This is a genomic window from Tissierella simiarum, from assembly GCF_018917865.1.
Lineage (GTDB): Bacteria > Bacillota > Clostridia > Tissierellales > Tissierellaceae > Tissierella_C > Tissierella_C simiarum.
On the sequence record NZ_JAHLPM010000015.1, the window covers coordinates 1 to 25,920 of the forward strand.

The 25,920-nt window shown below is 30.0% G+C and carries 28 protein-coding genes; 19 read left to right on the forward strand and 9 right to left on the reverse strand.

Annotation, left to right across the window (positions count from 1 at the left end; genetic code table 11):
• The first annotated feature begins 224 nt into the window (after window positions 1–224).
• The 7 genes from KQI42_RS15430 (at window position 225) to KQI42_RS21465 (ending at window position 4,876) form a co-directional block, all read left to right on the forward strand.
• On the forward strand, window positions 225–455 hold the full coding sequence (locus KQI42_RS15430; protein WP_216521120.1) for a multidrug transporter: 231 nt from the start codon (window positions 225–227) through the stop codon (window positions 453–455).
• A gap of 203 nt (window positions 456–658) precedes the next feature.
• Complete coding sequence (locus KQI42_RS21455) at window positions 659–1,567, forward strand: ABC transporter permease (protein ID WP_343231704.1); 909 nt, start codon at window positions 659–661, stop codon at window positions 1,565–1,567.
• A gap of 2 nt (window positions 1,568–1,569) precedes the next feature.
• Window positions 1,570–2,361 (forward strand): ABC transporter permease, encoded by a 792-nt coding sequence (locus KQI42_RS15440; protein WP_216521122.1) that lies wholly within the window; start codon window positions 1,570–1,572, stop codon window positions 2,359–2,361.
• Window positions 2,354–2,569, forward strand: a complete 216-nt coding sequence (locus tag KQI42_RS15445; protein WP_216521123.1) for a hypothetical protein — start codon at window positions 2,354–2,356, stop codon at window positions 2,567–2,569. The genes KQI42_RS15440 and KQI42_RS15445 overlap by 8 nt, the downstream gene beginning before the upstream one ends.
• Window positions 2,536–3,258, forward strand: a complete 723-nt coding sequence (locus KQI42_RS15450; RefSeq protein WP_216521124.1) for an ATP-binding cassette domain-containing protein — start codon at window positions 2,536–2,538, stop codon at window positions 3,256–3,258. Before KQI42_RS15445 ends, KQI42_RS15450 begins: the two co-directional genes overlap by 34 nt.
• Window positions 3,255–4,349, forward strand: coding sequence for an ABC transporter substrate-binding protein (locus KQI42_RS21460; RefSeq protein ID WP_281420477.1), 1,095 nt, complete (start codon window positions 3,255–3,257; stop codon window positions 4,347–4,349). Before KQI42_RS15450 ends, KQI42_RS21460 begins: the two co-directional genes overlap by 4 nt.
• Before the next feature lie 44 nt (window positions 4,350–4,393).
• The gene (locus tag KQI42_RS21465) at window positions 4,394–4,876 is read left to right on the forward strand and encodes a periplasmic substrate-binding domain-containing protein (RefSeq protein WP_343231705.1); all 483 of its coding nucleotides are present in this window, start codon (window positions 4,394–4,396) and stop codon (window positions 4,874–4,876) included.
• A 46-nt stretch (window positions 4,877–4,922) separates the two neighbouring features.
• Here the strand turns inward: KQI42_RS21465 and KQI42_RS15460 are convergent, their stop codons facing one another.
• Window positions 4,923–5,900 (reverse strand): AraC family transcriptional regulator, encoded by a 978-nt coding sequence (locus KQI42_RS15460; protein ID WP_216521125.1) that lies wholly within the window; start codon window positions 5,898–5,900, stop codon window positions 4,923–4,925.
• A gap of 360 nt (window positions 5,901–6,260) precedes the next feature.
• On the opposite strand from KQI42_RS15460, the gene KQI42_RS15465 reads away from it, so the two are divergent.
• From KQI42_RS15465 to KQI42_RS15485, 5 genes are all read left to right on the forward strand, one after another.
• Complete coding sequence (locus KQI42_RS15465) at window positions 6,261–6,485, forward strand: hypothetical protein (RefSeq protein WP_216521126.1); 225 nt, start codon at window positions 6,261–6,263, stop codon at window positions 6,483–6,485.
• Between the two features lie 32 nt (window positions 6,486–6,517).
• Window positions 6,518–6,994: a transposase gene (locus KQI42_RS15470; RefSeq protein WP_246566660.1), complete on the forward strand. Its 477-nt coding sequence runs from the start codon at window positions 6,518–6,520 to the stop codon at window positions 6,992–6,994.
• 466 nt (window positions 6,995–7,460) lie between these two features.
• Complete coding sequence (locus KQI42_RS15475) at window positions 7,461–7,766, forward strand: AbrB/MazE/SpoVT family DNA-binding domain-containing protein (protein WP_216521127.1); 306 nt, start codon at window positions 7,461–7,463, stop codon at window positions 7,764–7,766.
• The gene (locus KQI42_RS15480) at window positions 7,759–8,937 is read left to right on the forward strand and encodes a macrolide family glycosyltransferase (RefSeq protein ID WP_216521128.1); all 1,179 of its coding nucleotides are present in this window, start codon (window positions 7,759–7,761) and stop codon (window positions 8,935–8,937) included. Before KQI42_RS15475 ends, KQI42_RS15480 begins: the two co-directional genes overlap by 8 nt.
• Window positions 8,938–9,114: 177 nt before the next feature.
• Complete coding sequence (locus tag KQI42_RS15485) at window positions 9,115–9,657, forward strand: GNAT family N-acetyltransferase (RefSeq protein ID WP_216521129.1); 543 nt, start codon at window positions 9,115–9,117, stop codon at window positions 9,655–9,657.
• Between the two features lie 168 nt (window positions 9,658–9,825).
• On the opposite strand, the gene KQI42_RS15490 is transcribed toward KQI42_RS15485, so the two are convergent.
• Window positions 9,826–9,969 carry an IS3 family transposase gene (locus KQI42_RS15490; protein WP_343231706.1) on the reverse strand — a complete coding sequence of 48 codons (144 nt, stop codon included), beginning with the start codon at window positions 9,967–9,969 and terminating at the stop codon, window positions 9,826–9,828.
• 201 nt (window positions 9,970–10,170) lie between these two features.
• Here KQI42_RS15490 and KQI42_RS15495 point away from each other — a divergent pair, with 201 nt between their 5' ends.
• On the forward strand, window positions 10,171–10,425 hold the full coding sequence (locus KQI42_RS15495; RefSeq protein ID WP_216521130.1) for a hypothetical protein: 255 nt from the start codon (window positions 10,171–10,173) through the stop codon (window positions 10,423–10,425).
• Window positions 10,415–10,540, forward strand: coding sequence for a type II toxin-antitoxin system RelE family toxin (locus tag KQI42_RS21470; RefSeq protein WP_281420479.1), 126 nt, complete (start codon window positions 10,415–10,417; stop codon window positions 10,538–10,540). The genes KQI42_RS15495 and KQI42_RS21470 overlap by 11 nt, the downstream gene beginning before the upstream one ends.
• Window positions 10,541–10,966: 426 nt before the next feature.
• Here the strand turns inward: KQI42_RS21470 and KQI42_RS15500 are convergent, their stop codons facing one another.
• Entirely contained in the window at window positions 10,967–11,539 is a 573-nt protein-coding gene (locus tag KQI42_RS15500; protein WP_216521131.1) for a helix-turn-helix domain-containing protein, read from the reverse strand.
• A 260-nt stretch (window positions 11,540–11,799) separates the two neighbouring features.
• Here KQI42_RS15500 and KQI42_RS15505 point away from each other — a divergent pair, with 260 nt between their 5' ends.
• The 3 genes from KQI42_RS15505 (at window position 11,800) to KQI42_RS15515 (ending at window position 13,812) form a co-directional block, all read left to right on the forward strand.
• Window positions 11,800–12,489, forward strand: a complete 690-nt coding sequence (locus tag KQI42_RS15505; protein WP_216521132.1) for an AzlC family ABC transporter permease — start codon at window positions 11,800–11,802, stop codon at window positions 12,487–12,489.
• The gene (locus tag KQI42_RS15510; protein WP_216521133.1) at window positions 12,483–12,800 is read left to right on the forward strand and encodes an AzlD domain-containing protein; all 318 of its coding nucleotides are present in this window, start codon (window positions 12,483–12,485) and stop codon (window positions 12,798–12,800) included. The genes KQI42_RS15505 and KQI42_RS15510 overlap by 7 nt, the downstream gene beginning before the upstream one ends.
• 121 nt (window positions 12,801–12,921) lie before the next feature.
• Entirely contained in the window at window positions 12,922–13,812 is an 891-nt protein-coding gene (locus KQI42_RS15515) for a peptidylprolyl isomerase (RefSeq protein WP_216521134.1), read from the forward strand.
• Between the two features lie 167 nt (window positions 13,813–13,979).
• Here KQI42_RS15515 and KQI42_RS15520 read toward each other — a convergent pair whose 3' ends face one another.
• The 6 genes from KQI42_RS15520 to KQI42_RS15545 form a co-directional block, all read right to left on the reverse strand.
• On the reverse strand, window positions 13,980–14,837 hold the full coding sequence (locus tag KQI42_RS15520) for a serine hydrolase (protein WP_216521135.1): 858 nt from the start codon (window positions 14,835–14,837) through the stop codon (window positions 13,980–13,982).
• Window positions 14,838–14,874: 37 nt separating this feature from the next.
• Window positions 14,875–16,263 (reverse strand): APC family permease, encoded by a 1,389-nt coding sequence (locus KQI42_RS15525; protein WP_216521136.1) that lies wholly within the window; start codon window positions 16,261–16,263, stop codon window positions 14,875–14,877.
• A 74-nt stretch (window positions 16,264–16,337) separates the two neighbouring features.
• Window positions 16,338–17,693 carry an N-acyl-D-amino-acid deacylase family protein gene (locus tag KQI42_RS15530; RefSeq protein ID WP_216521137.1) on the reverse strand — a complete coding sequence of 452 codons (1,356 nt, stop codon included), beginning with the start codon at window positions 17,691–17,693 and terminating at the stop codon, window positions 16,338–16,340.
• A 228-nt stretch (window positions 17,694–17,921) separates the two neighbouring features.
• On the reverse strand, window positions 17,922–18,719 hold the full coding sequence (locus tag KQI42_RS15535) for a serine hydrolase (protein ID WP_216521138.1): 798 nt from the start codon (window positions 18,717–18,719) through the stop codon (window positions 17,922–17,924).
• Window positions 18,720–18,813: 94 nt separating this feature from the next.
• On the reverse strand, window positions 18,814–20,649 hold the full coding sequence (locus KQI42_RS15540) for a sigma-54 interaction domain-containing protein (protein ID WP_216521139.1): 1,836 nt from the start codon (window positions 20,647–20,649) through the stop codon (window positions 18,814–18,816).
• A gap of 156 nt (window positions 20,650–20,805) precedes the next feature.
• Complete coding sequence (locus KQI42_RS15545) at window positions 20,806–21,807, reverse strand: helix-turn-helix transcriptional regulator (RefSeq protein WP_216521140.1); 1,002 nt, start codon at window positions 21,805–21,807, stop codon at window positions 20,806–20,808.
• Window positions 21,808–22,203: 396 nt separating this feature from the next.
• On the opposite strand from KQI42_RS15545, the gene KQI42_RS15550 reads away from it, so the two are divergent.
• Both KQI42_RS15550 and KQI42_RS15555 read left to right on the forward strand, forming a co-directional pair.
• Window positions 22,204–23,973, forward strand: coding sequence for an ABC transporter ATP-binding protein (locus KQI42_RS15550; protein ID WP_216521141.1), 1,770 nt, complete (start codon window positions 22,204–22,206; stop codon window positions 23,971–23,973).
• The gene (locus tag KQI42_RS15555) at window positions 23,912–25,669 is read left to right on the forward strand and encodes an ABC transporter ATP-binding protein (protein WP_246566664.1); all 1,758 of its coding nucleotides are present in this window, start codon (window positions 23,912–23,914) and stop codon (window positions 25,667–25,669) included. The genes KQI42_RS15550 and KQI42_RS15555 overlap by 62 nt, the downstream gene beginning before the upstream one ends.
• Window positions 25,670–25,920 lie beyond the last annotated feature (251 nt).

Sequence of the window (25,920 nt, forward strand, 5' to 3'; positions counted from 1 at the left end):
ATTAATGAAGAGTATTTAAATCCAGTAAGGATTAAGGTAGTATAAATGTAAACTGTGAGCACTTGCTTTCAGCATAGGGCGTACTTGGACACGCCAAAAAGAATAAGGCTTCCTAAGTAATTAGGTTGAAAAGTAATAGCAAACTTCTTTACGAAAAAGAATTCCCCATCTTCTATAAGTGGGGGAGGGTTCAAACCGTATTCATTCTTTATGGAATAATGATAATGAACATAACATTTTTCCAATCCATAGGCAAAGGCAGCATTGCCAGTAGAATAGTTTTACTAAGACAACTAATATTATTTGTTCCTAGCTTACTATTGTTTTCAAAAATATTTGGAATCAATGGAGTTTGGTTTGCCCAACCAATTGTAGACTTCACCATGATTATAGTAGGACTAGCATTACAGAAAAAAGAATATAAAAGATTAAAAACTATAAAAATAGAATTATAAAAAATTTAGAATATAAGATTAATGAAGTAGGAGATAATTAATTATCGCCTACTTCATTAATTTTAGTTCACAAAAAATATCTAAAAAGGAAAAGAAAAGTCTAAACAGGAAAGATAATCATTATCAATTAGTGTATATTTATTCTTATGAAAATCAATTAAGAGAATAGGTGATGTATTATAAAATTAGATGTAAAAAAGATTATAAAAAGATTAAGTGAACTTTTTTTCACTTTATTATTTGTAACTTTACTTTCATTTATACTCATGAGAGTTTCAAAAGTTGATCCTGCAACTGCTTATGCTAAAAGGGCAATAGGAAATCCAACAGAACTTCAAATAGAAAATATTAGAATCAGTATGGGTTTTGATAAACCATTACCTGTACAATATTTTTCTTGGCTAAAAGGATTATTTCAAATGGATTTAGGAAAATCCTTAGTAAGTGGATATAGTGTTTGGGATGAAATATGGAAAGCGTTTCCTAAAACATTATTAATTGTAGGAATATCATCAATTATACAATTTGTGTCAATCATAGTTATTGGTTCACTTATGTTTATTATAAAAAATAAACTCATAAGAAGATTATTTAAAATATTATGTATAGTTGGAATATCAGTACCATCATTTTATATATCTACTTTATTTTTAGATATTTTTGGTGTTAAATATAATTTAATTTCTGTTACTAATAATATTGGGTTTAAAGGTTCAATTCCTCCAGCTGTATGTTTAGCAGTTTTTATAATATGTTTTTATGTACCGTTATTTTATAATGGGCTAATTAAAGAGAGTAATGAAGATTATTCTATGTACTTAAGATGTCAAGGTTTGTCTGAATTTAAAATACTTAGAAATCATTTAATTCCAAATGGAATACTAGGAATTATTCCAAGTTTTCTACAAAGTATAGGTTTATCCATAGCAGGGGCTACTGTAATAGAGAGAGTGTTTTCAGTACCAGGTTTTGGATACTTAATTGTAAATAGTGTTATAGAAAGAGATGCTCCTATGATACATTCAACAGTATTTTTCTTGGCTTTTTTCATAGCTTTAATGAATATTATAGCGGATATTATAAATGAAAGAATAGAAGGAGAAAGGAGTTAGCTATGAATAAGAAATATACAACTATAGGAATTTCTATAATATTAATTATTTTAATGTTTATGAGTTTTTTATTTGCACCAAATGACCCAAAAGAAGCAGATCTTATGAATAGATTTCAAAGCTCTTCTGATAAATATCTACTAGGTACAGACCATTTAGGAAGATGTGTTTTATCTAGGTTATTATACGGAGGAAAAACTACATTAGGAATTATTTTATTTGGTGGACTAATTATATTTATAGTAGGAACTTTATTAGGAATGATATTTTCTAAATCTATAATAGGAACTTACTCAATAGTAGATGGAGCTATAAATGCAATAACTTCTATTCCGCCAATTGCATATTTAATAGTTTTTATAGGTGCTTGGGGAAATGGAATTAGAACTATGATTTTAGCTATGACAGTTTCTTATTCTCTAAGATATATGAAACTTGTAAAGACAAAGACAGATTTAGAACTAAAGAAAGCATATGTATTATGCGCTAGGTCATCGGGAGCTTCAAAATTTAGAATACTATTTATTCATGTTCTGCCAAATATATTTAATGATATGATTGAGTTTATTTCATTATCCTCAGCAGACATGATACTTACAATAACAGGATTTTCTTTTATAGGATTAAATCTCGGCGATAATGTGGTGGACTGGGGAACTATGATTTTAGAAGCTAGAAATTATGGACTAGTAAATCCTAAGCTAATTATATATCCAATACTTGCTGTAATAATATCCTCTTTAACTTTTAATATTATGGGAAGTAGTGTAGGAGGACTGAATAGCAATGATTGAAATTAAAAATCTAACAGTAGGAACAAATGAAAAAAAGATTATTAAAGATATAAATTTAAATATATCTAAAGGAGAAATAGTAGGAAATGGGTCTATAAGTTCTATATTGTCAGAACCTAAAAGTGAGTTTATGAAACAGATTAAGAAGATGAGAAAGTTAAAGGATGATAGAATATGGAATACAGAGAAATATTGCTTCAAGGCATAAATAAAACCTATATGACTAATAAAGATGAATTTCATGCTTTAAATAATATAGATTTAAAAATAAGGTCTGGAGAAAGTATATCTATATTAGGTGAAAGTGGCTCGGGAAAAAGTACACTTGCTAAGATAATTTCTAAAATAGAAAATCCTACATCTGGGGAAATATTTTTTGATAAAGAAAATATTACAAATTTAAAAGGAAAAAAACTACTAAATTTTAGAAAAAATATTCAAACAGTATTTCAAGATACATCAGGTACATTAAATCCTAAATTAAGTGTTTTAAGAAATATGGAAGAAGGTCTAGTAAATCTAACTAATTATAATAAAAATGAAAGAAAAGAAATTCTTTTAGAGCTTATGAAAAAGTTAAATATGAAAGAAGAAATTTTAAATACTCCTGTTAGAAAATTATCTGGGGGAGAAGCTAGAAGAGTATCTTTAATTAGATCCTTAGCAACAAATCCTAGTTTTTTAGTATTGGACGAAATCACCAGCGGATTAGATTTGATTTCTGAAGATATGGTTTTAGATATGATAAGTGATTCCATAAGAGACTTAAAAATGACAGTAATATTTGTAACTCATGATGAAGAAAGTGCTAAAAAGATTTCTAATAGGCTTTTATATATGGATAAGGGAAAGATAAAATATGAAAAAGCTACAAAAGAAGAAAGGATGATAATATGAAAATTAAAAAAATAGGTATACTTGCTTTAACTTTAATGTTAGTAGTAAATATATTAACTGGATGTAGTAAAAAAGAAGAGGTAGCAGTAGAAGAAGTTTTGAAACAGGAAGCTACAAAAGAAGAATCTAAAGAATTAGTAATATGCACTGCAAAAGAACTTACTAATTTAACTACACTGACTATGAATAAAGAAAACAACATAGCTTGTGGACTTGTTTATGAGCCATTAGTTAAATATGAAAATGATAATATTGTCCCAAATTTAGCTAAAGAATGGGAATGGAATGACGAAGGAACAGTTTTAACTTTTAAATTACAAGAAGGAATAAAATATCATGATGGAGAAGATTTTAATGCTGAATCTGTAAAAAAAGCTTTAGATTTTAATCACTTGAACCCTAATTTCAGTGGTATAAAAGCAGTAGCAGAATTAGAAAAAGTAGATGTTATAGATGAATATACAGTTGCTGTAACTTTCCCTCGACCATCTTTATTTTATATAAATGATTTTTGTTTCCAAAATGTTATGTCTATGATGAGTCCTAATGTTATAGAAGAAGGAAATTATCAAACTTTTACTGATATAATTGGAACAGGTCCTTATGTAAGAGAAAGTTTTGTATCTGGCGATTCAACTGTATTTGTTAGAAATGAAAACTATTGGGGAGAAAAGCCATATTATGAAAAAATCATAGTAAAATATATACCAGAAAACTCATCTAGAATACAAGCTTTAAATTCTGGAGAAGTAGATTTAGTATATGGAGCAGATTTAATAACATATGACGATTTTACTCAAGCAACATCATTAAAAGATATAAAAGGACAAGTTAATGAAAATCCGACTCTTACAAGAAATTTAATATTAAATGCATCTTCTGAAACTTTATCAGATATAAATATTAGAAAAGCCATAGCTCATGGAGTAAATAAAAGAGCTATTGCAGAAGGATTAACTTTAGGAAATGAAAAAGTTGCTGAAAGACTTTTTAGAAAAGGAACACCTTATACTGATGCAGAAATAGATGAAGTATATGATTATAATGTAGATAAAGCCAAAGAATATATTGAAAGTCAGGATGGACTTTAAACGAAAGCACAAATATTTATGAAAAAGATGGTAAGAAACTTAGCATTTTATATACTTATTGGACAGATTTATCATTATCAAATGAAATAGCTCAAGCTGTGAAAGCAGATTTAGGAAAAATAGGTATAGAGGTTATAACTGAAGGAAAAGACCAAATGACTTGGTGGGTAGATGGAGTAGAAGGAAAATATGATATAACTACTTGGAATACAGAAGGTTCTTATACTGAACCAAATAAATTCTTTACAGAATCTATGGGAGCAGACCCTCATAATATATCATATCAAGGTTTAGATAACTACGAAAATATAAAAGGACAAATTGAAGAATTCTCTAATACAAAAGATGAAGAAAGAGTTAAAGAAATCTTTAAAGTATTATTAAATGAAAATAACAATAATGTAATAGATTTACCTATTAGTTATGCAAAAGATTTAGTAGTATATAATGGAAATAAGATAAAATCTTATAATTTCTCAAGTGTACCACAATTCTTTAATATTTTTGGAGTAGTTCCAAATAACTAAAAGAAGTAGCTTTAAACCATATGGTTTAAAGCTATTTTTAATAAATTTATTTTTGATTATTTTGTTTTTTAATTTTCCTATAATCAGAAGGTAGTAGATTAAACTCTGCTTTAAAATTTGATGAAAATTTACCTGGACTTTTATATCCAGATTTTAGAGCAATATCTAAAATTGTATCATTTGTAGTTGATAGTAATTTTGCAGCTAAATCCATTCTATAAGACCTAGTAAAACTATAAATAGTAGTTCCATACACATCTTTAAAACATTCTTTTAAAGATGATTCTGAAATATTAAAAATAGATGACAATTCTTTAATAGTGTAATTCTTAGAGATGTTTTCTGTTAAAAACTCTTTTATATTTTTAATAGTGTTAACTTGATTTTTATAATAGTATTTAGGAGTATCAAAAATAGATTTACCGTCAACTTTACTTAAGAATAATATAATTTCTAGTACCTTTAATTTAAAATAGTATTCTAAAAGCTCTTTAGGAGCAGAATTTAATTCTTCAAAAATATGATTTATTTCTTTAGCATTTCTTATAATCAATCTAATCTGTGAATTGTCATTCTTCAAATTATCTCTAATCTCATATAAATCTATATTGGTGAGGTTCATAGATTTAGCAATATTATTTAAACTTATATTTGCCTTTGGAATATTTATTAAAATAGATATTCCGTGATAATGATTTAATGGAAAAGTAGAATTAATAGCTTCATGAGATAGTTCAAAAATAGATAAATCACTTTTCCCAATATATATGTATTTTCCATCATTAAGTTCAGATTCAATCCTTCCTTCTGTACAAAAATTAATCTCAATAGTATTTTTTATAGGAATTTTATCATAATCACATTTTTCTAAATGCATACTATGATAGAAGATTTCAATTCCTGAAAACACATTATATTGTTTAACAAAGCCTTCCCCTGTATTATTAGAGAGTATATATGTAATTGAATTATCTCCATTTATATTCCTTTTAACATCATCAGGATAATAATATACTATATCCAATGTAACACCCCTTTAATTACTAAGTAAGAATATATCAATCAATTATATTGTATAATAAAGTTCATTGATAGTAAATCTCATGTTATGAATTAGCATTTAAAATGAATCTTAACAAGAGAGAAGAAGGCTTTGTTAATATGAAAAATAAAAGTATATATATTTATTGAACTAAATAATATAAAAAACTAAAATATAAATAGAAGAATAAAGTTAAGTACCTAGATTTTGTACAAACAAAACCATAGTATTTTCCTAAGTTTACCATGGAAGTATTACCAGAAAATAACTAAAGGTGAAAATAGTCCGCCTTTCGAAGTATTTTTTATCCCAAAAAATACTTCGAAAGGTGGTATCTCACCTATGAAAAGTATATCATTCAAACTAGATGAAAATAAAGTGGTAAGTACTTCTGCTTGGCTTGTTTCTTTGATTCAATTTTCTAATAAACTTAATTTCTTTGATGCTTTTAAATCTTTTAACTTGAAAATGAAAAGTGTCAACTATACAAATCTTAACAGATTACAAACCCTAATTGCTTCTATTGCAATGGGTGCAATTACACTAATGATATCAATGAAAAACTAGTACCGGATACAACAGCTGCTAAACTTTTAGGGATGAATAAATTCCCTGACCAATCTCAAGTTAATCGTTTCTTGAATAGATTTGATGAGACAAATATAGATCAACTTGAATTTATTCATCACACCTTATTCATGGAAAATAGCCTATCTTTATCAAGTACGGACCCTGTCGTTGTAGATTTTGATATGAGTGGTCTTGTAGCTGGTGGTAGAACCTATGAATTAGCCGAGAAAGGCTATTTCCCTAGAAAAAGAGGAGAAAAGGGATATCAATTATCTGCTGCTTTTGTAGGAAATACAGCTGAAACAGTTTCTATGTTTCTTGATCCAGGTAACACCTCCTGTACTAATAGATTTGAAGATTTATTAAAAGCAACTACCTTTAAATTTAAGGAACATCTATCCAAAGATAATTTGATTATTCGAGCTGATTCAAGATATTCGTCTTTTGTTACAGACATATTAGAGATCAGCAATTTTATGATATTCAATGAATTGTATGGGATTTGATCCGCCAAGGAGCCACTGGGTCTTTATGACATCTTTATTATCCTCTCAAGGCATGTGGAAACGGTTGTACTGCTGGATAGAAAATTGTCTTTATCTAATTAAGTTTTGCTTTTTACAATAATCTCCTGCTTTTATTATAATAAAGATTTGCTTTCTTAAAAAAATCCTCAATACTTCATCCAGGACTAAAGGGAAAGAGCAGGAATTAATGATAAGAAAAAGAGAGAAAAATTAGGGAAAAGAAATAAGGAATATTATTGGGAGAAAAGAGATGAAATAGCTGAATTTTAAAGGTTTTAAAATTTTTAAATATACGTTATACACTCCTAGACTGATAGTCTAGGAGTTTTTTGTAATACTATATATTTATCTAGTAATATTTAAGTTAGTTATATTGACAAAATTTCAATATGAGAGTACGATATGTATAACTAGTATAAAAAGTAATACTGAAAGGAAGTGTTCTATGAATAAGAAAACTTCGGAAGATAAATATATGGGTTCTGTGAAGGTAGGTCCAAAGGGGCAGATTGTTATTCCAAAGGAAGTAAGAGATATGTTTGATATTTCTCCAGGAGATACTTTAATTTTGCTTGCAGATGTCCAAAGAGGTATTGCAATTGAACGGTATGATGTTTTTTCTAAAATTGCTGATGCAATTTTTGCAGGTAAAGCACAGGAGATTTATCCATTGAAATCGGAAGAAGATTCACTTATTTTTGCCAAAGAAATAAAAAAAGTGAGTAAGTCTGGAGGAGAGCATGATGAGTAAAATAGTATTTTTCAACATCCCAGCTCATGGACACACTAATCCTACTATAGCAGTAGTAGATGAATTGGTAAAACGTGGTCATGAAGTTTGGTATTATTCGTTTTATGAATTTCAGGAGAAGATTGAAAATGCAGGTGCAAAATTTATTCCATGTGATAACTATTTGCCAGAACTTACGCCAGATGTAGAAAAGAAAGTGGGAAAGGATTTTGCATCTCTTATAGAGATGACAGCAGATATGACTATGAGTCTAGACGAAAAGGTATGTAGAGAGCTTAAAGAATTTCAACCACACTGTATAGTATCAGATTCTATATGTATTTGGGGAAAATTATTTGCAATAAAATTAGAGGTACCATATGTATGCTCTACCACTACTTTTGCTATTAATGATCATAATGCAAAATTGATGAAACAGAGCATAAAAGAAATATTTCGTATGCTTATAGGCATGCCAAGAATCAATAAGAAGATAAAATTACTTCAGGAAAATGGATATAATGTGAAAAACTTTTTAAGTATGATTAAAAATGATAATGATACGGATACTATTGTTTATACATCTAAAAAATTTCAGCCTATGGCAGAAACCTTTTCAGATAAATATGCTTTTGTAGGTCCATCTTTTACAGTTCCGGAGATTAAACTGATAGAAAAGAAACGTCCTCAAATATATATTTCTTTGGGAACTGTTCTAAATAAAAATAATAACTTTTATAAAAATTGTATAAATGCATTAGCTGATGTGGATTGCAAGGTTATTATGTCTGTTGGACATAATACAGATATAGCAAGCCTTGGTGAGTTACCAGGTAATTTTGAAGTCCATCCTAGGGTTGAGCAGTTAAAAGTTTTACAAGATACTGATGTATTTATTACTCATTGTGGAATGAATAGCATCAGTGAAAGTCTATATTTTGGAGTACCATCAGTATTATATCCATTACATAGCGAACAAGCTATGGTTGCAAATCGTGTTGCAGAGCTTAAGGCAGGAAAAATGTTAAAATCAGAAAGTGCAAGTAGTATTCGAGAAAGTGTTTTAGATGTATTATATGATACGTCTTATAAAAGAAATGCAAAAGCTATTTCCCAAAGTCTTCAAGAAGCTGGCGGAGCTAGTGGAGCTGCAGACAAAATAGAGAAAGTTTGTGGGATAAAATGTATTTAGAACAATTGGGCATATATATAATATAAACTATCCACTATAACACCAGACTTTTACTATATGTTAAGATATCAAAAGACTGGAGATGTCTTAAGATTGAAAATTAAGATAATCTTTAAGTCCAGAGTTTTCATTTTGGAAAAATTAGAGATTAATATTGTTATATGAGGGGGATTAATTATGATTTATGATAAAGAAAATAAAACAATTACTACTGAGAGGTTAGTACTAAGAATATTTGAAAAGTCTGACGCAGAAACTGTTACTAAGCTTTGTAATAATTATAATATTTATAAAAATACATTATATCTACCTTATCCATATTCTATAGATTGTGCTTTATCATGGATAGAAAATCATCTTGATAACTTTAACGCTGATAAGTCATATGAATTTGCTATTACCGATAAGAAAACTGGAAAATTATATGGAGCTATAGCATTATCTAATAATCAGCATTTTAATAATGGAGAAATAGCCTATTGGATTGGTGAAGAGTTTTGGGGAAATGGATATGCTACAGAAGCAAGCAAAGCTATTTTAGAATTTGCTTTTAATGTTAAACAATATCATAAAGTATATGCTCGTCATTTTGCTTCAAATCTAGCTTCTGGTAAAGTTATAGAGAAGTTAGGCATGTTAAAAGAAGGGATTCTAATTGATCATGTAATGAAGGAAGACCGATATGAAGATCTTGTGTATTATGGAATTATAAATTCATAAATTCTGAAACTTTCAAAATCATTACTCATGTAGGAAATATACTATAAAGTAATCATTATAATATCTAAATATCAAAAATGCATCAAAATGAACAGCATCGTTTCAAGTAGACAGATTAAATAATAAAAATCTTGGACTGAACCCGATTAGGTAGACTTGATAAATAGTCTATTCGCTCAGGTTCAGTTTTTCATATTCTAAAGGAGATAAATATCCAAGAGAAGAGTGCCTTCTCTTCCTATTATAAAAAAGTTCTATATATTCAAATACAGCTAAACTGAGATCCTCTAAAGGTATTTTAAATAAATATATAGGTGTATCTTATGTTCTTCTAGATGTAGACTTGGCGAAATTCTTGTTAATGGAGCTATTGTGTATGCCAAAGTAGAACTATTACGCAGAATATTGACATACCTATGATTAATAGCTAATGGAAAATATAAATATGTATAAGCTATGCATTATTCATGATATAATATTAATATAGGTAATTGTAAATAAGGAGGGATGGATATGACCCTAGCAGAAAAAATCCAACAATTATTAAAAGATGAATTGAAGCCAGAGGATATTAAAACAGTAATAGATATGGCTGAGTTTTTAAAGTTCAAGGAAAACCAAAATATATGGAGAAAAATAAATGAATTAGAGCATGAACATATTACAGAAGAAGAGAGTCTCTATCTAGAAGAAATCAAATTAAATGGTGAGTTCATTGACCAAGATGATCTTTTAAAAGAGTTGGAGATTAATCAGGATGAAATATAATATAAGATATGAGAAAAGATGCTTAAAATATTTAGATAAACTAGATAGAAATATGCAGCTAAGAATAATTAAAGCGATAAATCAGCTTCCATTAGGTGATGTTAAAAAGTTATAAGGTAATACTGAAGACTATAGACTTAGAGTAGATAGTTATAGAATTATATTCAGCAAAGATGATAGAAATCTTATTATATTAATCATTGAGATTGCACCTCGTGGAGAAGTTTATAATAAACTATGATTTTTGATATAGAGGCAAGATTTGAAAAAGATAATATAAATATATTCAGAGGTAGATTAAAATCACAATAAACAAAAGTTGCAGTTATAACTGCAACTTTTATTTATTGCATATATAACTGCAAGTATTGTAAATTGATGATATATTATTTAGAAAATTGTAGGGTCAGTAATGTAGAAAATCGTATTTTAAAACTAAAATAGGTGAAGTCTTCGGTCAGATATAGACTAAAGTCTTCGCCTATTTTTATATAGAAATCCCCAAATATAAAATAATAGACCTCTTTGAAAAGAAGATTTTCTAAATATTATCATAAGAAATGACAAAGTGCAAGATTGTTAGAGATGATGATGGGTTGATATATTTATGAGAACGATCCCCTTTAAAACGAATAGAATCGTACTCATCTAAGTGATAAGTATCTCCATCTATATCCACTATCAACTGACCCGACATAACGGTAACAAATTCCATAACACCTCGTGGATGCGATTCGGAAAGATATTCTCCTTTAGGCTGTAGGTAACCTCGATAAAGTTCCAGTAAGCCATGGGAATGAAACAAAGGCTCAACAACTAATATGTCGTTAGAACTGCTTAATTTCATCCCATCTTTATTCCGAGCAATGCAGACATTTGATTCCATAGATAATAGTGCACTTATAGGAATATTTAGACCGTTTGCAATTTTCCACATTACGGACAACGTAGGATTGGCTTCTCCACTTTCTATTTTTATTAATGTTAATTTGCTTACTTGGATTTGATTGGCTAAAGATTCTAGGCTAATTCCTTTATTTGTTCTAAATTGGCGAAGGTTGGCCCCTATACGTTTTCCTAGATTCTCTTCTTCCCAAGATTTCTCAGTATTCATTTTTTCCTCCTTTGATCTGAAGACGTATTATTTGCACTATGTTGGTATATTATAATTAACTAAAAGTTCATTTTGGTATACAAATACAATGTTTTTTATGCTATAATAAACAAAAAGTTAATTTTATTATACCACTTCAATATTTATTTTACACCATAGGTTAACATTTTTATTTTCATATAGGGAGATGACATTGGTGTCGCTAGTTTTATACTAGGTAGCTGATATTTTGCAACAGAAAATGAGGAGGTGTTATTTATATGAATGAAGAAAAAAGAACGATAAAAACTGGTTTTATGGATGCTTTGCCACTAGCAATCGCTATTGGTGCATACGGTTTATCCTATGGAGTACTTGCAACTCAAGCTAATTTTAGTTTAGTAGGTATCGTGGCAATGTCTCTGTTAGTATTTTCTGGTTCTCTACAAATGGTAACAGTTGGAATGTTAACGGCTGGTGGAAGTCTTGTAAGTGTGCTTATTACCTCGGTTTTGTTAAATTTACGCAACTTATTATACGGAGCTGCTCTTGCTGAAGGTCTTGCCCCTGCTAAGAAGTGGCGGTGGTTGCTATCTTTTGGTGTGTCAGATGAATCTTTTGTTTTGGGAAGTTCAAGGTTTAAAGAATATGGACCAGATCCTCTTTACTTTGGGATTGTTGTTGTTACTTTCTATATTGCCTGGATTTTCTCTTCGCTTATTGGGGGGCTAATTGGAAATCAAGTTGATCCTCAGAAATGGGGCTTAGACCTAGCATTTCCAATTACTTTTGTAGCAATTCTTATTTCAGATCTTACAGAAAAGCCTGCAATTGCTACGGCGTTGACTGCCACAATATTAGCCATTGGACTGGAATATTTTATGCCTGGTAATGAATTTACAATCATTATTACTGGTGTGTTAGCACCATTTGTTGGTCTTTACTTAAAGAGGAGGTCTCAAAAATGCTAAATCGTTGGATATTAATCGGATTGCTTTCCGTTTCGACGTATATTTCACGTATTATAGGTGTAGAAATAATGGCAGGACGAGAAATGAATCCTACTCTACGCTTATATTTTAACTATGTGCCAGTTGGAGTTATATCTGCACTTATTATTAAACAAATCTTAGTTCCTGTAGATAGAGGACTAGTTATTTCATTTCCCATTCTCATAGCCTGTCTTTCCACAGCAATTGCGGTTAAGAAAATAAAAAAGTTTCTTCCTTCTGTTGTGTTTGGAGCAATTATTGGATTTTTAACTCGTTATTTTTTCACCTAAATTTAAATTTTCACAATACTATCACCCAAATTCTATGTTTATGTTGTATAATGGATATAATATCTTTTTCAGCTAAATGATTCAAAATAATATTTTATTAATAATTAGGGGGATTTTAAAGGTGAAGAAAAAGTTTAGAAAAGTAAGTATTTATAAGTATGCATTATTAGGAATACTTTTAGTATTGGCAATAAGTGTAACTGGATGTAAAAAGGAAGAAGTTGTTGTAGCTAAAGTAAATAATGAAGTTATAACAAAGGATGACTTATATGAAATATTAGTTAAACAAAATGGTGAACAATTACTGAATTCTTTAATATCTGAAAAAATCATTAATATAGAAGCTGAAAAACAGAAGATAGAAGTTAGTGAAGAAGATATTCAAAAGGAAATTGATAAAATTGCAGGTAACTATGGAGGAGAAGAAGCATTTAATCAAGCAATACAATATTATGGATATACTTTAGAAGATATAAAAAATGATCTTGCTATGAATATAAAGATTAAGAAACTTCTTGAACCTAGTATTTCTATATCAGAAGAAGAAATGAAAAATTATTTTGAAATAAATAAAGAAACATTTAATCAAGAAGAGGAAGTAAAAGCTCGTCATATATTAGTTGAAACAGAAAAAAAGGCTAAAGAAGTTATAGAAAAATTAAATGCTGGAGGAGATTTCTCTGAATTAGCAAAAGAATATTCAATGGATGAAGCAACTAAGGAATTAGGCGGAGAATTAGGTTTTTTTGGTAGGGGAAAGATGGTTGCAGAATTTGAAGAATCTGCGTTTGCATTAAAATTAAATGAGATTAGTGAACCCGTTAAAACAAAATATGGATATCATATAATTGAAGTAGAAGAAAAGAAAGAAGCTAAAGAAGCAAACTATGAGGAAATTAAAGATATGATAAAGGAAATTTTATTAGAAGAAAAAATTCCTACTGAATATGAAAAATGGTACCAAGAGAAATTAAATGAAAATAAAGTAACAAATTATCTTGTAGAGGAATAAAAAGGTAGAAACAATTATTTTCAAATTAAGCACAGATTATTTTATATTACTTATATAATTAAGACGTCAAAAGATAATATATTTCTTTTGACGTCTCAATTATTTTTATCCTGAAATTTATTGATATATTTCCAGTATTATGATTTGTTGTATCATTATTTTAATTACTATGAAAGTTTGCAGCATTGATATGAGATTTCACGAATTATCTGTTCAAATTCGAGAACATCAGTATCATTTGATGCAAAAACGATGATAAAAGGTTCATCTGCATATACAATGCCTACATCATTAGTAATACCATCATCTTCCCCTGTCTTATGGGCAACCCTAATATCGTCTGGTAATTTACCTGGGATTTTATGATTAATCTGCTGGTCCAATAAAATTTTTTCAATCTCAGTGGATACTTGTTCATTGACAAATGTTTTGTGGTATATTTGCTCTAACAAACAGCCGATTTCTCTTGGAACAAAAACATTTTCTTTTCCTTGCTCTTGAGCTTCTTCATCAAACAAAAGACGGTTAATTTTAGTTTTTTCAAGCCCAATTTCACGAAATCCACTGTTTAACTTATCAATATTAAAATGTTTCATTAATACATTAGTGGCCGTATTATCGCTTAATGCAATCATAAGATTACATAGCGTCCTTATATCTACCGTAGGTTCTCCAGTAAATAAGGTCAATGCACCACAGCTAGGCATTTTTTCACTATTCTTCACAGTTATTATTTCTGACATATCAGCACTTTTCAAAGCTGATTGGCGAAATATTTCTGCAAGAATCGGAAGTTTAATCACACTTGCAGCCAGAAATGCATCGTTTTCATTAAAGCATATTTCTTCACATGTTACAAGATTTTTATAATAGAATCCCACTTTCCCCTTTGCAGTTTTCAGCTTTTCTAAAATCATATTTTTCATAGCTATAATCATTCCTCTCATTTGATCAAAGCACCAAACGGAATAAAATCGCCGTCTTTGAGCATATTTTGGTTTAAAACTATATTTTTGAGACTGCATTTAACTATAGATAATGTAGGAGTGAGTATGCAGTTGATTATTCCAAGTTGTCTCCCCGATAATCTGCTCCTCCATTTTTCTTTTTAAAGTATAGATATGAGAAATATCCTATTATTGGTACAATTAATCCTATTAGTGAGTTAACAGGATCGCTGACAAGCTCATTAATAAGTAATATACTAAACACAATTAAAGTAATAATTACAGTTGGAGCACCGCCCCATACTTTGTATGGACGTTCTAGATCAGGATATTTTTTTCTAAAAACTAGAACTGCTGCAATGGCAAGCATATTTAAAGCTGCACTAGTAAAAATAACTAATCCAGTAAGCTGTTCTAAGTTCCTCATCATTACAAGTATAATAGATATAATAGCTTGTACTATAGTAGCAACGTGAGGAATAGAGTATTTAGGATGTAATTTTTTAAATGATTGTGGAAAATAACCTTCCATTGCCATTGCATAATATGTACGAGGGAAAGTTAGTACATCTCCATTGATAGTCCCAATAATACCTACAGACATACCTATTAATACAACATAGAATCCTAGGTTACCCATCAATCTACTTGCAACTTCTGACCCTAGGTATATATTACCAGATTCCATCATATCTGCAATTTCACCTGCAGGTAATACCTTATAGACAGCAAAATTAAATAAAGTATAAACAATTGTAATAAATGCTAAAGAAATAATAATTGATAGAGGAAGATCTCTCTTAGGGTTTTTCATTTCCTCTGCCACCGTGTTTAAGTTTGTCCAGCCTTCATAGGCCCACAAGCTGGCAAAAGTAGCAAATGCTATCATGGTAATCATACCACTTATGCTTACTGGATTATCATCAGGTATAATGCTCAAATTTAAAGTTTCATGACCCATTGTAATACCTAAAATAATTATAAGGAATAAGGGAATTATCCTTGCCACCATAGTAAAGTTTTGGAACATGGAAGCTACTTTTACTCCTTTAAAATTTAGTGCTGTTAGAAGTAGAATTAAACAAACTGCAAGTAGCTTTATCATTATATCACTCATAGGAATTAGGACATTAAAAGCTGTAACAAAAGCAATTGACAATGCTGCAATTGAGCCAGATCCATTCAGAAATAATAAACAAAATCCATTTATAAATCCGACTGCTGGACTATAGGCTTTGCTTAGGTATATAGTCATACCTCCTGCAATAGGCATAGATGCTCCAAGTTCTGCGAAACAAAGACCTCCAAGTATGGATATGATACCTCCAATAACCCAGCATAATAAAGCCATACCCATGCTCATGTTAGAACGCTGTAGCACATAGCTTCCTAGATAGTAAATCCCTGAACCTATTGTCATACCAGCCACAAGACTTATGCCGCCAAACAATCCAATTTCTTTTTTAAAACCGCTGCTTTCAGTAGTTGGTGAATCGTTCTTCATAAAATTTCCCCCTATGTTTATTATTTTATGTTACAAAATTTGTTCCTATCCTCCTCTCATAAAGTAAATAAAAGCTACCTTCTAATAGATTTACCAAGATTTCTATTAAGTATTTCATTATCTTTAACAGCAACTTTGCCATTAACAATAACAAACTTAATCCCATTTGGAGGTAATGAAGGATTTTCAAAAGTAGCATTATCACAAATTTCATCAAAATTAAATATTACAATATCTGCATCCTTTCCTACAGATAATCCTCCCTTGTTTCTCAGCCCATATCTCTTTGCAGTAAGATATGTCATTTTTTCAATAGCATCATATAAACTTATAAGCTTTTTTTCTTTTACATACTTATTTATAACTCTTGGAAATGTTCCACTAGCTCTTGGATGTCCTTGAAAATTGTGCATGAATCCGTCACTTGCTATTAAAACTGCAGGATGAGCTATTGCCATATCAATCTCTTCATCTTTCATGACGTGGCCTATTGTAATCAGTTCTGGTCTTTCTTTTCTTAGCTTAAAAAATAGCTCTTCGTTTAATCTTTTGCCTCTATATTCATCTTCACCAATTTCAATACTTTCATAGGTTGTTTCATATCTTGAAAGGAAACCATCATCATAAGTAGTCTCGCCTAGACTAGTACTAAAAGCACTGTAGGGATAACAGTCTGAAGAGATATCTAATCCCATAGCCTTATAATTGTCTATTAAAGTTAATAAGCTTTCCATTTGCCCATATGCACCCATACTACCTATATGAGAGACTTGTACTGGGACCTCTAGATTTATTCCAACATTAATAAGTTCCATTGCAGATGGTATAACTTGTTTTGCGTCATCTCTAATATGAGCTGCCACAATTTTTCTATCTTTTTTTAAGGCTTCTGAAACTGTTAATAGTTCTTCCATATCGATGCCTGGTACATACCTTATTCCAAAAGAGATTCCAAGGCAGCCTTTATCCAGGTATTCCTCAGTAATATTTCTCATTTTTTCAATATTCTTTTTACTTGCTTTTTTATATTTATCATTTTCACCTACTAACCTTCTAAGTCCATTGTGAGGTACTAATAGTCCAAAGTTTACTGGAAGACCTTTTCTATCAACAGCATCAATGTATAAGTCTGGTCTGCTAGGCCCATCCCCACAGTTTCCCCCTATAGCTGTTGTTACGCCCATCCTAAGCATACAATCAAAGATACTTATGCTAAATTCATCTTTATCAATATCATATTCATCTTCATGCATATGACCATCGATAAAACCTGGCGTAACTATCATACTTTTAGCATCAATAACTTCATTGCCATGTAAGTCGTCCTGTGAAACAGCAGTTATCTTTCCGTTATGAATACCAATATTTAATTTTGAATATATTTTATTTTCTGGGTCAATAACTAAACCATTTTTAATAACTATATCCATATGCATTCTCCTCATCTAATTTACTATAATTAATTACAGCAAATATCGTGCCAATATTCAAAACTACATTTAATAAAATAAATATATGTGTTCTGTTAATTAAAATAAAAACACAGAATATAGCTTAGTTATAAGCATATTCTGTGTTTTTAATATGAATAAATTATTTAAAAAATTTATATTATTTCATCTGATATTTTGATGTACTACTTTGGCAAATAAATCTATTTAGATACTGGATTTAAAATGATTATCTGTATTTTGATTAGAACTATTATAACAAATTAAAGCAATATCTCTCATTGCACTTTCAGCTTTTCTTACATCCACATTATTTGCTCCCATACATAGTATAAATGGGTTATCTGACAGAACTATTCCAATATCATGGATTATGTTATTGTCTTCTCCTGTTTTATGTGCTACTTTTATAGTTTCATCAAAATAATAAGGTATTATTTGATTTCGCTGCTGTTCTATCATGATTTTTTCCATTTCCATACTAGCTTTCTCTGAAATTAGCTGTCTTTTATATATCTTGTACATCATATCTGCAACTTCTCTTAATGAATAATAATTTTCATATTTTTGCTTTATTGCTGCTTCGTCAAATAATAACCTATTAATAACAGTATTTTTATAATCCAACTCCTGCATTCTTTTATTGATATTATCCATTCCTAGCAACTTAATCAGAATATTAGTTGCTGTATTATCGCTTATAATAATCATTAAATTACACATATCTTCAATAGTTACTTCAATACCATTATGTAAATAGGATAAAGCTCCACAAGAAGGAATTTTGTCTTCATTTTTTATTTTTACAATATCATTTCTCGAAATGATGCCTTTATCAATTTGATGAAAGGCTTCTATTAATATAGGTATTTTTATAATACCAGCAGCTAAAAATATATCTGTATTACCTGTACTGAAATATTTATCTGTGTTAATATCATGATAGTAAATTCCTATATTTCCCTTAAGGTTTCTAATCCTATCTTCTATCCCTTGAATTAACATTGTAAAACCTCCATAATTCAGATTTCCTTATTTATTTCACCATAGAAACATTACCTTTAAATCAAGAGTCCATAATTTTGGACAGAATACAATATTATGGACTCTTGATATTATATTTACTTAACTTATTAAATAAATTGGATCTTCCTATTTCTAAGCTTTCCATTACCTTCATTTTATCTCCGTTAAATTCAGCCATTTTTTCTTCTATTATTTCTTTTTCAAATTCCCAAAGTCTTTCTTTTAAACTTCTGTTATCATTTTTAACATCGCTGTTAATTAATAAATCTTTTGGATATATAATATTACTTTCACTTATATTTACTGCAGCCTCTAAAACATTTTCAAGTTCTCGTACGTTACCTGGCCAATTATATTCCAGCATTTTTGATATAGCATTTTTAGATAATATTTTAATCTCCACATTTAATCTTTTGCAAATATCCCATAAAAGTTTATTGGCTAACTCTTTAATATCAGATTTTCTTTTTCTAAGAGGAGGTATTTCAATTGGGAGCACATTTATTCTATAATATAAATCCTCTCTAAATTTACCTTCTTTTATAAGTTGTCGTAAATCCTTATTTGTTGCAACAATAATCCTTGTATTTATTTCTATCTTTTTTGTTCCTCCAACTTTATAAAAGCATTTATTTTGAATAACTCCCAAAAGTTTTGCTTGCATAGATAAAGTTAATTCCCCAATTTCATCTAAAAATATTGTCCCGTTTTGAGCTAACTCAAAAAAGCCTTTTTTACCTTTAACAACAGCTCCTGTGAAGGCTCCCTTTTCATAACCAAAAAATTCACTTTCAGCCAAGCTTTCAGGAATAGAAGCACAATTAACTTCAATAAATGGCATTGAATTAGATTTACTGTTTTTATGTATTGTTCTAGCCAAAAGAGACTTCCCTGTACCACTTTCGCCATATATGATAACAGTTGAAATAGATTGGGAGGATCTATGGGCCATATATTTTACACTCATAATCTCGCTGCTGGTACCCAGTATTTCATGAAATTTATAAATATAATCGTTATCATTAACTAAATTCAAATTTAATTTTGCACTTTCCACTTGATCTATCCATGTTAGGATTTCAGAATAGCATGTTACAATTTTTCTCATTCTAAGTACAATTTTATAATCATTATTAATAGAGTCTTTAATTTTATAAATCCAATAATGGATTAAATAATTATTAATTAATTCATTTCCTTCATCTATTGTAAAATTCACATCATTTATTGCTGTACTAATTTTATCAACAACACTGTTTTTAGGTATAGATTCCAACAAGTATCGATTAATTATAAAGGGTATGTAATAGTAATCCTTTTTTTCTTTATATTTATCACCATGAAGTATATTTTTTAGATTTTCTTTAGAGTCTGTTTTTCCTGAATAATATTTTACTTTGTTATCCATATTTCCAATTATGATCATTCTATTTAATTGTTCATAATTGGTATGCTCAAATAGGTTGGTGCCAGTTTTAATCTGTAACGTATTATTTGAGATATCGAGCTTTATATAAATACTAATTCCCATAAAGTAAACATCTATTTCTAAAATATTATCATTATTTTCATTTAGTATCTTTAATATTGGCTCTACCTCATTATTTTTATAACATCCAATGGCAATAATACTACTTCCTTTCTTAATGTCCACATTCTTAATTCCCAAAAGGTTTAAATCATCTAAATTTAGATCTTCATCCATTATTCCAAATTTATCTGTTACAAAGATTACAATATCATTCCTCTCAATCATACTGGAATCATAAGATATATGATTATTTTTTTGACAAACGCCAAATATTTCTTCTGCCATTTCATTTGCTAACTCAATAATACCAAATTGGTTGATAATCATAAAAGCATCTTTGCTTGTATTTAGCATATATTGCATTTGCCTTTTATCCAAATAAACCACCCCAAAATCAATGTTTCAGCATAAAACTTTATACTTTAAATATAAAGATGTTAAAATTAATTATATCATCTATTGCCATATATTTCACAAAATTTATTTCAAGGTGGTATTATATTGTAGGAATTATTATATAAAGATTTAGCATCTTTAATATAGTTCATTTAAAATAACACTTTTTCGATATTTCTCTGGAGACTGTCCATATATTTTTTTAAAAGCAATTGAAAATTTACTGGCACTTGCATATCCTAAATGAGCAGCAACACTTTGGACAGTTAGTTCTTTGTTTGCAAGCAGTATAAGTGAATGTTTCATTTTTGCTGTACGAATATATTCACCAAGAGTTATGCCATACATGGCTTTAAATGACTCTCTTAGCTTAGTTTTACCCATTGCAGAAATTTGACATAATTGTGTTGTATCAGGTGGATTAATAACATTTCTATCAATTGCATTTCTTACAGATTCTAATCCTTTTAAATCTTTTGGAGAAACACAATTTTTTGCTATTTTTAATTGCTCTTTTTCATGAAGAAAGTTGCTTGTAATGATTGATAGTAATTCACCAACTTTACTTTCATAATATAGACGGGATTTTCCAAAGGACAGAAGTTTTTGTTTAATCTGCAAAAAAAGTAGTGTTATCTCTGGCGTATTATAATTAAAAGTTTTCCAGCTGAAGGTGTCAATATAGTTGAAGTCTTCATCTGAAAAACAGCTTTCAATACGCTCTTTAATATAATCCTCCAGTAATAAGATATTGATGCCTTTAATAGGAGTATTGGCACCAAAGCTAAAACGACCTTTTGATGGTCTGCTCAGATATAAATTTACACCTGTGGGAATCGTGAAAGCTCTTATTCCATTTTGAACTAAAGTAATATCGCCTGTTTCAAGTAAGTAAAGCTCTATACGTCTTTGATCTAGCTGGTATTGATGCCATATAGTTTTATATGGGGTCCAGTCACTTATGGATATAAAAAGACCAGGAGAAGGATTTATTAGATAAACGAAGCCATTTCCTTCCTGTGGATTGGGCTGTAAAAAATGTTCTCCTTCTCTGATGACACTTTGAAAAGAGAGCATTTCTGTAAAGAAAGATATAGGCCCTTGTTTTATAATTTTTTCGTTATATAAACTATATTGCAATTGTATCACTCCAATATAAGATAATTTCACTCTAAACTTAAGCAGCTATAAATCCCAATCTATCTTTTTTATGTCCTATAATATCATATGAAATCTTCAACTTGTTCTAAAAAACATCTATATTATAAGGATTTGCCATATTTTATCTTGGAATATACCTTTTAAGCACAATTGACTCCAATAAAACCTTTCAGTAGAATAAATAATTGATAGCGATTATCAATGAATAACTAATATTAATTGTAACATCTTATTTCGTCTAAATCAATGAAATTGGCGAGGGAAGGTTTATATTATTTTCAATAGGAAGAATTTTATAAAAATCGCCTATTGTTTAAACGTTATGTATAGATGGAGTTAAAAAATATTTCTATATATCGAAAGGAGAGTTGTTGTATGAAGCAAAAAGAAAAAAATTCTATCTCACTTCTGCTAACATGGGCAGGAAGGGATAGATACTACTTGTACTTATCTATATTTTTGTCATTAATTAGTGGTCTTAGTACTATGGTTCCGTACTATGCAGTGTATAAAATCATGGAAAGTGTTTACAGCAATATATTTACGAAAGAAATTCTATGGAAGTACTGCTTGATCCTTGTAATTGGTATTGCAGTTCGCTTTATTTTGTTCGGTATTGCTGGAGTTTTATCCCATAAGGGAGCCTACAATACACTATTTAAAGTTCACTGTATGGTAGTAGATCACATGGCAAAGATTCCTTTGGGTAACTTAAGTCAGCGGAATACTGGAGAGATTAAGACAGTTTTAAATGAAGAAATTGAAAAGTTAGAATTGTTTCTTGCTCATCATCTTCCAGAGTTAGTTTATTATGTAAGTGGCCCAATTGCAGTATTTATTTATCTTTGTACAGTAAATTGGAAGCTGGCACTTATATCATTGATTCCACTTTTTCTTGCTTTTTTGGTAATAATCAATATGTTTCGTGGTATAGATCAAATGATGGAAAGGGCAACTCGTTCCCTCTTCAATCTTAATTCAACGATGATTGAATACATTAGCGGCATGAAACTAATTAAGGCATATAATATGGGAAGTAGATCTTTTAAAAAATATTCAGATGCTATTGAGGATGAGTGTTCTGTATGGAAAGATACTTCTCGTAAGATGGGACCTCCTTATGCAGCTTATGTTGTTATTGTTGAATGTGGATTGCTTTTGATGGTTCCATTAGGAGGGCTTTGGTTTTTACGTGAATCTTTAACTGCTAGTGCTTTCATTTTGTTTGCCTTTGTCGGATCACTTTATCTAACAGAGTTGCGACCTTTGCAAGAACTTGGATCTAACTTTGCACAAGTTCTGAATGGCATTCGTAAAGCGAAAGAGATCCTTGATATTCCACCTTATGAAGGTGGCAGTGACTTCCCTAAAAAGCATGATATTGTGCTTAATAACGTAAGCTTTGCATACGATGGAAAAAATAATGTCCTGCAGAACTGTAATCTGTCAATTAAAGATGGAGAGAAAATTGCATTGGTTGGACAATCTGGTGCAGGTAAAAGTACGGTTGTTCAATTGATTGCTAGATTTTACGACGTCAGCCAAGGTGAAGTTTTAATTGGAGGGGAAAATGTAAAAGATATTAATTATGAAACTTTGCTTCAAAATGTTTCCATAGTGTTTCAGAAAACCTTTTTAACAAAAGACAGTGTCCTGGAAAATATTCGTATGGGAAGTAATGCAACATTGGAAGAAGTTCGGATAGCTGCGAAACAAGCACAGATTGATGAATTCATAATGAGTCTTCCAGATGGCTATGATACCCTTGTAGGTAGCTATGGTTCCAGATTTTCTGGTGGTGAAAAACAGCGTATTGCTATTGCAAGAGCCATTTTGAAAAATGCACCAATTTTAATTCTAGATGAGGCAACTTCTGCCGCAGATCCTGAAAATCAGGTTGAAATTGACCGTGCAATTCAAAATCTTTGTAAAGGAAAAACGGTTATTATTGTAGCGCATCGTTTAGGCGTTGTATTGCAGTGTGATCGAGTGGCTATAGTGGAAAATAATACGATTTCATGTATTGGAACCCATGATGAAGTAAAGAGAAAGAACAAATATTATCAACGGGCATGGGGAGACTATGAACAGGCACGCGGTATTGCATACCACATTGAAGGAGGTGTTTTGTATGGATCAAAGTAATGTGATGAAAAAAAATGGAAGGTTCTATTTTGCTATGGTTTTGCATGTTTTAGAAGGAATGTTATCTGGTTGCAACTTTATGGTTCTTTATCTTTCTATTCGAGCATTGTTGGAAGATACTCTTAACACAAAATTATTGTTTACTTTGACTGGTACACTTGCTCTTATCTTTGTTGTTCGCCTTATTATTTATAGTATTGGATATACACAGGGACAAATTGGAGGGGCAGAAGTGAGTAAGCATATCCGTCTATTTTTAGGAGATAAAATTAAAAAAATTCCCTTGTCCCGATTTACAAAAGCACAGACTGGTGAATACATTAATGTAGTTACTAGTGATGTTAACAATTATGAAAGTATTCTAACTCATAAATCAGGAGATATTATTAAGAATATAGCTTTATCTTTATCATTAATTTTCTTTGTTAGCACTGTTTATCTTCCAGCTGGATTGATTTTATTAGTAGTTTATTTGATGCTGATTCCAGCATTGTGGTTTTCTTTCCGTTCAGTAAAAAAGTATGGGAATGAAAAAAATCAAATTTTAGCAGACAATGTAAGTAACATTGTGGAATACATTACGGGAATCCAGACTTTTCGTTCTTATGGGATTGGAGGAACTAAAAACAAAACTGTTACAGATTCCATGGGTGCATATAGCAATATTAGCTATCAATATGAAAAAAAGGTAATTCCAATTGGTGTAAGCTATAACATCATTGTGTGGTGCAGCCTTCCTGCTATGGTACTTGTAGCAGGAAATGCTTGGGTTTCTGGTTTATTGGATACTGCTACTTTTATTATGGTCAGTGTTCTTCCGATTTTTGCCTCAAAGCTGGCAGGTACAATTTTTATAGATTTGACTTCTTATAAGAATCTGATGATTTCTAAACGGAAGATTAACAAGGTAATTTTTGAGGAAGAAGAACCAGAATCAACTGTACCTTTTATGCCTAAGAATAAGGATGTATGTTTTGAAGATGTATGGTTCTCTTATGTTGAAAACGAGCCTGTGTTGACAGGAGTAAGTTTTACCGCTGAAAATGAAGAGCTAACGGCAATTGTGGGAGATTCAGGTTCTGGTAAATCAACAATCCTAAATTTGATTTCCAAATATTACAAGCCACAGTCTGGTAAAATTTGTATTGGCGGAATTCCCATTACAGAAATAGCTTCAGAAAAAGTACTGGAACTGATCTCAATGGTGGATCAAGATGTGTTCCTCTTTAATGATACCATTAAGAATAATATTCGTTATGCACGACCTTCTGCTACTGATATCGAGATTATTCAAGCTTGTAAACTAGCAAACTGTGATGCATTCATTCGAAAGTTGGAAAAAGGTTATGATACGCCTATTGGAGAGAATGGGAGTCAGCTTTCTGGTGGTGAGCGACAAAGACTTTCTATTGCTCGTGCAATTTTGAAAAATAGTCCTATTCTACTTTTAGATGAAGCGACGGCTTCTCTAGATATTGAAAATGAACTGGCAGTAAAAGATGCAATCCGTAACCTTCTAAAAGAAAAGAAAACCGTTATTATGATTGCTCATACCCTTTCTATTGTTCAAAATGCCAATAAAATTGTGGTAGTATCAAATGGAAGAATTATAGAACAAGGTCCCCACGAAGAACTTCTTCAAAAGCAAGGGAAATATTATTCCATGTGGAAGGCAGAAGAAGAACTAGCTGTATAATTAAAAAGAGCTTAAATCAATTATATATTGTTAATTTCATTGTTAGTATATCAGATTATTATACTGGTAAGATGTGTTATAACAATCATGAATAATTGGTATCCTATATTTATGAAGACGACTGAAGGTGATGAGTTGATCATCACCTTCAGTCGTTATAACATGGATTTTATATTTTATATCTACTTATTGATATTATTAATTGAGTTGCTTTTATAAAGAATGATGAAGTATTAAAAATCTATAACCGA

Coding starts and splice junctions, on each gene's coding strand:
- KQI42_RS15430 (WP_216521120.1), top strand. CDS start 225: ATGAACATAACATTTTTCCAATCCATAGGCAAAGGCAGCATTGCCAGT.
- KQI42_RS15440 (WP_216521122.1), top strand. CDS start 1,570: ATGAATAAGAAATATACAACTATAGGAATTTCTATAATATTAATTATT.
- KQI42_RS15445 (WP_216521123.1), top strand. CDS start 2,354: ATGATTGAAATTAAAAATCTAACAGTAGGAACAAATGAAAAAAAGATT.
- KQI42_RS15450 (WP_216521124.1), top strand. CDS start 2,536: ATGGAATACAGAGAAATATTGCTTCAAGGCATAAATAAAACCTATATG.
- KQI42_RS21460 (WP_281420477.1), top strand. CDS start 3,255: ATGAAAATTAAAAAAATAGGTATACTTGCTTTAACTTTAATGTTAGTA.
- KQI42_RS15465 (WP_216521126.1), top strand. CDS start 6,261: ATGAAAAGTATATCATTCAAACTAGATGAAAATAAAGTGGTAAGTACT.
- KQI42_RS15470 (WP_246566660.1), top strand. CDS start 6,518: ATGAATAAATTCCCTGACCAATCTCAAGTTAATCGTTTCTTGAATAGA.
- KQI42_RS15475 (WP_216521127.1), top strand. CDS start 7,461: ATGAATAAGAAAACTTCGGAAGATAAATATATGGGTTCTGTGAAGGTA.
- KQI42_RS15480 (WP_216521128.1), top strand. CDS start 7,759: ATGAGTAAAATAGTATTTTTCAACATCCCAGCTCATGGACACACTAAT.
- KQI42_RS15485 (WP_216521129.1), top strand. CDS start 9,115: ATGATTTATGATAAAGAAAATAAAACAATTACTACTGAGAGGTTAGTA.
- KQI42_RS15495 (WP_216521130.1), top strand. CDS start 10,171: ATGACCCTAGCAGAAAAAATCCAACAATTATTAAAAGATGAATTGAAG.
- KQI42_RS21470 (WP_281420479.1), top strand. CDS start 10,415: ATGAAATATAATATAAGATATGAGAAAAGATGCTTAAAATATTTAGAT.
- KQI42_RS15500 (WP_216521131.1), bottom strand. CDS start 11,539: ATGAATACTGAGAAATCTTGGGAAGAAGAGAATCTAGGAAAACGTATA.
- KQI42_RS15505 (WP_216521132.1), top strand. CDS start 11,800: ATGAATGAAGAAAAAAGAACGATAAAAACTGGTTTTATGGATGCTTTG.
- KQI42_RS15510 (WP_216521133.1), top strand. CDS start 12,483: ATGCTAAATCGTTGGATATTAATCGGATTGCTTTCCGTTTCGACGTAT.
- KQI42_RS15520 (WP_216521135.1), bottom strand. CDS start 14,837: ATGCAGTCTCAAAAATATAGTTTTAAACCAAAATATGCTCAAAGACGG.
- KQI42_RS15525 (WP_216521136.1), bottom strand. CDS start 16,263: ATGAAGAACGATTCACCAACTACTGAAAGCAGCGGTTTTAAAAAAGAA.
- KQI42_RS15530 (WP_216521137.1), bottom strand. CDS start 17,693: ATGGATATAGTTATTAAAAATGGTTTAGTTATTGACCCAGAAAATAAA.
- KQI42_RS15535 (WP_216521138.1), bottom strand. CDS start 18,719: ATGTTAATTCAAGGGATAGAAGATAGGATTAGAAACCTTAAGGGAAAT.
- KQI42_RS15550 (WP_216521141.1), top strand. CDS start 22,204: ATGAAGCAAAAAGAAAAAAATTCTATCTCACTTCTGCTAACATGGGCA.
- KQI42_RS15555 (WP_246566664.1), top strand. CDS start 23,912: ATGAACAGGCACGCGGTATTGCATACCACATTGAAGGAGGTGTTTTGT.